This is a genomic window from Cyanobium sp. BA20m-p-22, assembly GCF_024346275.1.
In the GTDB taxonomy this organism is placed as follows: domain Bacteria; phylum Cyanobacteriota; class Cyanobacteriia; order PCC-6307; family Cyanobiaceae; genus Cyanobium_A.
On sequence record NZ_JAGQCQ010000163.1, the window covers coordinates 1 to 8092 of the forward strand.

10 protein-coding genes are annotated in these 8092 nt (G+C 61.8%); 5 read left to right on the forward strand and 5 right to left on the reverse strand.

The annotated features are described in order from the left end of the window. A partial coding sequence (istB, locus tag KBZ15_RS13685; RefSeq protein ID WP_255015773.1) for an IS21-like element helper ATPase IstB occupies nt 1-674 on the forward strand: 674 nt, incomplete at its 5' end. Nucleotides 675-864: 190 nt separating this feature from the next. Beyond that, nucleotides 865-1131 carry a ribbon-helix-helix domain-containing protein gene (locus KBZ15_RS13690; protein WP_255015774.1) on the forward strand — a complete coding sequence of 89 codons (267 nt, stop codon included), beginning with the start codon at nt 865-867 and terminating at the stop codon, nt 1129-1131. A 58-nt stretch (nt 1132-1189) separates the two neighbouring features. On the opposite strand, the gene KBZ15_RS13695 is transcribed toward KBZ15_RS13690, so the two are convergent. From KBZ15_RS13695 to KBZ15_RS13710, 4 genes are all read right to left on the reverse strand, one after another. Continuing rightward, nucleotides 1190-1891 carry a hypothetical protein gene (locus KBZ15_RS13695; RefSeq protein ID WP_255015775.1) on the reverse strand — a complete coding sequence of 234 codons (702 nt, stop codon included), beginning with the start codon at nt 1889-1891 and terminating at the stop codon, nt 1190-1192. Further along, nucleotides 1891-2523: a hypothetical protein gene (locus KBZ15_RS13700; protein ID WP_255015776.1), complete on the reverse strand. Its 633-nt coding sequence runs from the start codon at nt 2521-2523 to the stop codon at nt 1891-1893. Before KBZ15_RS13700 ends, KBZ15_RS13695 begins: the two co-directional genes overlap by 1 nt. 21 nt (nt 2524-2544) lie before the next feature. Then, nucleotides 2545-3021: a hypothetical protein gene (locus KBZ15_RS13705; RefSeq protein WP_255015777.1), complete on the reverse strand. Its 477-nt coding sequence runs from the start codon at nt 3019-3021 to the stop codon at nt 2545-2547. A 126-nt stretch (nt 3022-3147) separates the two neighbouring features. Next, nucleotides 3148-5172 carry a CapA family protein gene (locus KBZ15_RS13710; RefSeq protein ID WP_255015778.1) on the reverse strand — a complete coding sequence of 675 codons (2025 nt, stop codon included), beginning with the start codon at nt 5170-5172 and terminating at the stop codon, nt 3148-3150. Nucleotides 5173-5468: 296 nt separating this feature from the next. On the opposite strand from KBZ15_RS13710, the gene pgsB reads away from it, so the two are divergent. From pgsB to KBZ15_RS13725, 3 genes are read left to right on the forward strand one after another with little or no spacing between them, the layout of a single operon-like run. Then, the gene (gene pgsB / locus KBZ15_RS13715) at nt 5469-6656 is read left to right on the forward strand and encodes a poly-gamma-glutamate synthase PgsB (RefSeq protein ID WP_255015779.1); all 1188 of its coding nucleotides are present in this window, start codon (nt 5469-5471) and stop codon (nt 6654-6656) included. Beyond that, nucleotides 6653-6973, forward strand: coding sequence for a poly-gamma-glutamate biosynthesis protein PgsC/CapC (locus tag KBZ15_RS13720; RefSeq protein WP_255015780.1), 321 nt, complete (start codon nt 6653-6655; stop codon nt 6971-6973). Before pgsB ends, KBZ15_RS13720 begins: the two co-directional genes overlap by 4 nt. 33 nt (nt 6974-7006) lie before the next feature. Beyond that, entirely contained in the window at nt 7007-7645 is a 639-nt protein-coding gene (locus tag KBZ15_RS13725; protein WP_255015781.1) for a poly-gamma-glutamate biosynthesis protein PgsC/CapC, read from the forward strand. 16 nt (nt 7646-7661) lie between these two features. Here the strand turns inward: KBZ15_RS13725 and KBZ15_RS13730 are convergent, their stop codons facing one another. Next, entirely contained in the window at nt 7662-7964 is a 303-nt protein-coding gene (locus KBZ15_RS13730) for a sigma factor-like helix-turn-helix DNA-binding protein (RefSeq protein WP_255015782.1), read from the reverse strand. Nucleotides 7965-8092 lie beyond the last annotated feature (128 nt).

Below are 8092 nucleotides of genomic sequence, written 5' to 3' on the forward strand. Positions count from 1 at the left end.
CCGAGCAGCAGGCCACAGCAGATGGCTGGTCTCCAGCCAGCTACCTCTACGTGCTGGCGGAGCAGGAACACCAGCAGCGGCATCAAGCCAGGCTGCGGCGGTTGTTGCATGAGGCCCAGCTGCCGGTGCCCAAAACCCTCGCCGACATCGACTGGGAAGCCATCCCCGACCTGAACCGCGGCCAGATCGAGCAGCTGGCCCACGACAGCGGCTGGATCGATCGGGCGGAGAACCTGCTGCTGTTTGGCCCCAGTGGTGTCGGCAAGACCCATCTGGCAGCCGGCATCTGCCGCAGCCTGATGGCTCTGGATCGTTCAGCGCGGTTTTTCACCGCCACCACGCTGGTGCAGGAGTTGCAGCGGGCAAAAGCTGACTACGCCCTGGCCAAGGCGCTCAACAAGCTCGATCGCTATGCCCTGCTGGTGATCGACGACATCGGCTACGTGCGCAAGGACGAGGCGGAGACCTCGGTGCTGTTCGAGCTGGTGATGCACCGCTACGAACGCAGGTCGTTGCTGGTCACATCAAATCAGCCGTTCAGCGAGTGGGAGAACGTCTTCTCCACCAGCGCCATGACCGTGGCGGCCGTGGACCGGCTCGTGGACCACAGCACCATCATCCAGATCAATGGCGAGAGCTATCGCCGTAAACGGGCACGGCGTTTGGCGTCCTGACCGGGCGTCAATTACCCGCCAACCGGCCCCAGCAAAAGCGCGGCCCACCCCCCTGCCATGGCAGGGGGGTGGGGGCTCCTACCCGCCTACGTAATTGACGCGACCCGCCTACGTAGTTGACACCGGGCACCGATCACCGATTGCCAGCTATCAGTCACCGAGCTCAGAGCAAAAACAAGAGGCCCTTTCCATGAATGATCGTTTACGCATTCTTCAGCGCCAACCGCGTCGCATCTCAATCACCCTGAGCTACCACGTTCATGAAGCCTTGCTGAGCCGATCGGAAGAGGAAGGGCGCTCCGTCTCCAACCTATGTGCCTTTCTGCTGGAGGAAGCGCTGCGGGCCCGACCGCCCTTCCTGCAATTCCAGGCTCCTAACGGCGACGGAAATCACAAACTGCTCAGCAGACAGATAGGGGACGGGAACCACCCCAATGGCCGGCAGCGGGGGGCTTAAGCAGCGCGCCTCAAAGTGGCCAACTGAGCATGAGCGGCCCCAGCTTTGCTGGGGCTGACTAACCACCTGCCGGGCAGCGCAGGCCGCAGAAACGGCCGATCAGCAGCGGTTCCTCTTTTGCATGGCGCCATCGAGAAGTCTTGTGCTCGCTCCAGCGATAGGCCAGCACGGAGCCCTGGCGCGTGGCCTGAAGTTGAATTGTTCCCATACCCACCCCTGAAGAGCCGCGCCGGGTGTCATTCGCCCCGTGGCCGCTGCGTGAAGAGTCGATCACTTGCAGGCGGTAAACACAGACGCTGCCAGGGCATCCAGCCAAGGGCTGGGCACGGCTGCGGGCGAGCATTGTGTGGCCCGTGATCGTTGAGGTGGGATTGAGCTGGCGACTCGCCAGCAGATCACCCGGTTGAATCAGCCCCACGGCGCGCACCGGCTGAAAGCGATTGGCCTGAGCAATCGCCTCGTAGTAGTTGATCGCCCTGGGGGTGGATCGTCCCAGCCAACGCCGCACCTCGTCGGAGTCATATCCGTAGGCACGGCGAAACAACGCGGTGATGAAACTTGAGCAAACGCTGCGGTTCTTACTGCGAGTTGCACCGTCCACACCGCGCCACTGCACCACCGTGGGGGCACCGCCATAGCTGTTGTCTTCCGGGCGTAGATCCAGCACCAGCCGTTCGGCCCAGAGCAAATGCGGCGAGGCTGCACTTACAGCAGGAGTCAGCAGCCCGGCCAGCAGTAACCCAAAGGGAAACAGCAACATCACTGGGCCAACGAAGGGGAGAGCCGACCTGTCTGCAGCCAACGCACTAAGTTGAGTTGGCGAGGGAGCTCAACGCGCACCGGTTCGCCCGGCAGGGCCAGAAGCCGCCGGGTCTCGCTCGTTGGCAGCTTGTCAAGGTTTAAGCGCACCTGCAACAGCCCACTGCCGGCGGGTTTCCAGCTGAAAACGCGGGCTTCATAAAACTGGCGCAAGGAGGGAACCTCCACTCGGGCGGCCTGGTCTGTTGCAAGCAGCCAGGCCCCCTGGGCCGGCAGCAGCGCCTCCACCTGGGGCGGTTGCTGCTCCCGCTGCCAGATCGCCACCGTTTCCCGCGGGCGCACAGTATCCCCGGGCTGTTTTAACAGCCGCAGCACCACGCCACGCCCCGGGGAGCGATAGGTGGCGTAGTCGAGGCGGGCCTGCTGCTCCCCATCCAGCTGGGGATGGCGCCGCGATGCCTCACGACGCTCCAGATCATGGCGTCGCAGCGAATCCTGTCGCAGGCTCAGCATCCGCCAGCTTTGCTGCTGCTGAAGCAGCAGCCGTTGAAGGCCTTCTAGATGTTGGTGCTCCTGCTGGCGCTCAAGCCGCTCCTGCTGGAGCCTGAGCAGTCGCTCGCGCGACTCATCCACCAGATCCCGACTCGCCCCCCCCTAATTCCCAAGCTGTTCACGCCGCAGCAAACGGCCCCGGGCAAGAAGAATCTGTTGATCCAGTAGTGATATGGGCAAGGCACGGGCCATCACCAACCGCTGCCTGAGCGAATCAATCTCCCGACGGGTATCACGCATCTGCTCGTTTACATCGCCAAGATCACGGGCAATGCCCCGATCCACCAGCTCCTGATCGATCTGGGGGTCGCGATGTAGAGAAAACAACGGATCCCCAGGGGCGACCGCCGCACCTTCGCGCACGAACATCCGCCCCAGCCGCCCATACTCCAGCGCCACTACCGGTTGGGCAGCGGGAACAACCGGTAGGGAGGGCACCAGCAGACGTGCCTGATCGCTGCGAATGGTTCCCCAGGTGCTGTGCGTCGCCCTCAGGAGAGCGAAGGCCAGTAAGGCGCTAGCTGAAATCAGCGCCCAGCGCGGCAGCCGCATCACCTCGATAAACCTTAGCTGAACCATCAGACAAGTCGGGCATTCAGGGTCCCCTTAGTCGTAGAGATGCAGCCTTCAACCGAACGGGGAAAAAGGTGATTCGCGGCAAACTAACTGCAGGATTCAGCGAATAGGGGGCTGAAACGCGCTCATTTAGGGGGCCAAAGAAACTCCCGCGCCACCGCCTGGCCAGGGTTGCAGCATGGCCTTGGCCGCAGTGGCGCGGGGGGCACCAGGCAGCGTGGTGTCACTCAGGCAAACGCTGCCGCCAGCTTGGGCCCGTAGCCAACCACCTCCTTTGCCCAAGCCAGGAGCCTGCCAGTGCACAAGCTCCAGATCATCCAGATCGAGGTGGGTCTTGCCCCACCGGGGGGGATCCAGGGCGATCGCCGGTCCTACGGCCACCGCATGCTCTGGCACCACCACATCCAGCTGCAGCGGCTGCCAGTGCTGGGCCCTGTTTAACAGCAGCGGCTGCACAAGCCGGGCCTGGGATGGCCCACGCCGGCTGCTGTACCAGCTCAGTTGTAGGCGCGGCCGCGCTCCCGCCGATCCGCGGATCCAGCCCAAAAACGACAGGCGCTGGCCGGGCCGAACCGGCAGGCGATGGAGCGGTTGGAGCAGCACGGGCTGACGCTGGCTGGCATGGCGCTGCAGCCGCACACCGAAACGGCCCCGATGGGCGGCCTCAGGGCGCAACTGCTGATCACTGTGGGCCAGCCGCCAGAGGCCGCCCGGCCCAGCAGCGGCATCGCTACCCAGCAGCTCCTGTTCAAACCTGCCTACCCCGATCAGATCTCGGCCGAACTCCAGCCCTGACATCCCCCGCTCGCCGCAGAAACGGGTGCCGGAGGGCAGCTTCCAGAGAGGCGCGGCTGGAGCCTGGGCCCGAGGCAACGCCGGTAGCTGCTGCCAACGGCGATGCTCCACGGCCCGCCCGCTGAGATCAGCCACGAGCAGACCAGACTCGATCAGCCACGGGCCCGGCTGGCGGTAGGCCACATCGGCGAGAATCCAATCGGCCAACTCGCCCACCGCCAGATGGGGGCGATAGCCCTGCAGCAGCAGGGGATAGCCGATGACCCGCGAAATCCGCCCCTGGCTCATTTGCACCTCCAGCAGCAGGGAGGGGAACGTGGGCCACAGCGTCTGATCAAACAACAAATTGCCCAGGCTGTCGGCCACCAGGCTGCGGCCATCCCAGCGCAGACCGCCGATCACATGGGGGTGATGGTTGAGGATCAAGCTGGCGCCAGAGAGGCGGGCGATCTGCACCATCTCAGCAACAGGGGTGGTGGGCTCCGCTTGGTATTCATTGCCGCCGTGCACCATCACGATGACCGGGCCGCGCCGGCGAGAAGCGCGGATCGCGGCGGCAAGCCGCGCTGGTTCGCACAGGGCCGCCCCACCCTTGGCCTGTTCAACGGAAGCCACGTAACTCCAGGGGTGCTGGGCTCCATGGATGGTGTTGCAGCCAAGGGTGCTGATCGTCATGCCGCGCACCCGCTGAACGGCCGGGCGCCAGGCCTGATCCGGGGTGTCCCCGGCCCCGAAATAGCCCACCCCTGGCCGAAATCCAGCTTGCTGCAAAATTGCCAGGGTGGAATGCAGCCCAGGCTCAAACGCGTCATAGATGTGGTTATTGGCCAACCCCAGCACGTCCACCCCGGCCTGGCGGAGGGCCCCAGCTAGTCCAGGGGCACTGGCGAAGACAAAATCCTTACTGGGATGGAAGCGCTGCGAACGCAAACCGCGCCGTTCAGCCACCGGGTCTGCCAGCAGGGGGGATTCCAGGTTCACCAGGGTGAGATCCGCCTGGCGCAACAGGGGGCTGATCGATTCCAGCAGGCGCCTGTGGCCATGGCCAAAGTCGGGATGGGCAAGCAGGGGGGGCTGGGGCGAACCGGCCTCAGGGGTGTAAAAACGACGGCCCGCCATTACGTCGCCGGCGGCACGGATTACTAGCGTCTTGCCGTCTTCCCGGCCCAACCGAAGCAGCAGCGGCTTACCCGGCAGCACCGGTCGCAAAACCGGCAGATAACCAGCCAAGCGAGCCTGCAGCCAGGCCGGCTGTTGCGGTGAAGGCAGCCGAAAGGCGCCATCGGCCCCACTGCGGGTTCGGCGCTTGGCCAACTCAAGCTCAACACCTCGAAGAGGTCGCCCTTCCAGATCGAGCACCCTTCCCTCCAGAAAAGCGCCGTCAAAAGCCCCAGTGCGCCTGCCCTGGCAAGCAAGGAGGGGAAGAAATAGCGCCAGGCAGACCACAAGTCGCCATGGCGCTGTCATACCCCGCTGCTCCACTGAGATCCCTATTCGACAAGTTCATGCTGCGCCGGATCGCCCGAATCGACGTTCCCAGCCGCCAAATTGCGGAACAGTGCAGCACACACACCGCGTAATCACGCCAATTACGAAACATCGTTCACCCACGAATGAGTAGCCGGGAACTATGGGGGTGCTAGATGTCGGATTTAGTGACTGCATATCTGCTCTACGGGCTGTGTTTGATCGTCTATGGAGGCATCACCATCCGGCACGCCAGGCGCTTCCGCCAGGCACGGGATCGGATCGGCTGGCGAGTGCACGTCAACGGCATCCGAGGCAAATCAACGGTGACCCGCTACGTGGCGGCCATCTTTCGAGCAGCCGGCTATCGCACCTTCGGTAAAACCACAGGCAGTGCGGCCCGCATCCTGCAACCGGATGGCCAAGACTTCGACTTCGGCCGCCGGGGCTTCCCAAATGTGAATGAACAGGTGCCGATCCTCTGGAAATTCAGCAGGCAACGGGCTGAAGCCGCCGTGATCGAGTGCATGGCCGTCAATCCACTCTATGGCGAATGGTTAGAGCAAAAAGTTATGTGCTCACAGCTGGGAATCCTCACCAACGTGCGCCTTGATCATATGGATTACCTGGGTGAAACCCTACCCCAGATCGCCCGCTCCCTGGCTCGGGCTACCCCAAAAGATGGCCTACTGATCACGGCCGAGGAGGATCCGGAACTCCAGCAGATTCTGCGTGCGGAGGCAGCCAAACGAGGTTCCAATCTCCTAGTTGCAGATCCAGCCAGTGTGAACTCCGAAAGCCTGGCGGGGTTCAACCACTTCGCAATTGAGGCGAATGTGGCAATTGGCTACCTAGTGGCCGATCGGCTGGGCCTGGATCGGCAGCAGGCTCTCCAGGCCATGCAGAGGGCCCAGCCCGATCCAGGGGCCTTCGGGCTAAAGCAGGTGGAGCGAGAAGGGCACTGCATCACCTGGGCAAATCTATTCGCAGTAAACGATCGCGAAAGCTTCGTGGATCTTTGTGAGCGGCTATTTGTACTCCATCCCAAGCACCAGCGCGTTGTAATCCTCAACAACCGCCGCGACAGGCAGACCAGGGTTGAGCTCTTCGCCGAACTAGCGGTACAGCTGGCGTTTGATCTGGTGGTGAGCTTCGGCGATTTCGAAGCCGAGGTGAACCAGGTGCTGGCACGACATCAATGGCCAGTCATCAACCTAGGTAACAGCAGTTCGCTACGGGAGGCTAGCGGCGAGCAACTTCTAGCTCAGATCCTGGAAGCCAGCAACCCAACCAGGCCCCTACTGCTAATTGGCACGGTGAACATCCACACCGCCCAGGCTGAACGGCTACTGCATGTTATGGGTGATCACCATTGATACTCAACACGCCCGAGATAGAGCGTTTCAGCCTGGCAATTGGAGCGCTCATCGCCATGGCCTGGAAAGATCGCCGCGGAGTGATCCCAGGCGGGGTAGTTGTGCCCGGCTTCCTGCTCAATGCGCTACTGCTCTCCCCACCCTGGGGCCTGGCCATTCTGCTGATATCTGGAATTACCCAGGCGATCTATCAGCGCTGGCTGGAGCGGGCGGAATATCAACGCAGGGAGCCGATGTACATCCTTGGAACCCTGTCACTCCTGCTGAGCACACCAGTGGCCTGGCTGCTAATTCAAGCCGGCCTTCTGCCGGCTTGAATTGACAGTATTACGGGCACATTCCTCCCAGGCGTGATTGCATTCAATCTTCATCGCCAGGGCCTCAAGCCGGTAATGGGCGGGCTGCTGGCAGTCACGGCCATTACAGCACTATCGACTGGCCTATTAGTGTGGCTCAGCACAACACTGCTGCACATTGATTTCGATCAACTCAGCCACTTCTATCTTCACACCGACAAACTCAAGCTGAGGGCCCAACTGCTTCAATTCCTATTGGCACTTTTGGTAGGATCTCTCCTCTACAGGCGCACGGGCATGCGTCCCGGTGGATATATGGTGGCGCCAATCGCAGCCGCGTTGCTGCTGGAGCCCCTGAGCGCAGGCCTGTTTGTTTTTGGTTGCCTGGGGGTGGAAACGGGCATTCGCTGGTTAATGCGGCATAGTTTGATCATCGGACTGCAGCGCTATGTGGCGGCCCTGCTGCTAAGCATCGGCTACGTATGGGGGATGGAACTGATCTTCATCCAGCTGGGAATGGAAGCATTGCCATTCCAGGGCAACCAACTCCTGGTTATCATCGCAATCCTCTCCTATGCCAATGATGCGGTGTTGGAAGGGGCATGGCGGGTGCTGCCCTGGATGATGGTGATGCTGGGGTCATCCCTGCTCAGCCTGCTGCTAACCCAGCAGATTCTCGCGCTATTCGCCTGACGAGCAGCAGGGCCCTTCAACAGGGCTCTAGGACCGGTAGGAGGTCTCGCCTCAGCTTGCTGAGGGCGCGACCCTCCGCTGCCTGGATATGGTGCCTGGTTTTGCCAGTAAGCCTGGAAATATCGACCAGGGAATGGGATTGGTCGTTGGAGAAACGAAGATCCAACACCTGACGCTCAAAGGGCGATAGCTGCACCAGATAGGGCTCCATCCAGCGATAATCATCCTGAATTTCATTGACATTAGTAGAGGCGATGGTGCCTTTGATGCTGAACTCCGCAGACTCGCTGCCGGATACATTCTGATCTAAAGAGACCATGTTGTTATAGGGCACCTCGAAAAATACGATCAGCCCTTGCGTTGAGGCGGCAATAGCTTATAATTTGGATAGTTAATTGCATCCCTAGTATGGGCCAAAGAGGCTTCTGGGACGAGCAGCAGAGGGTT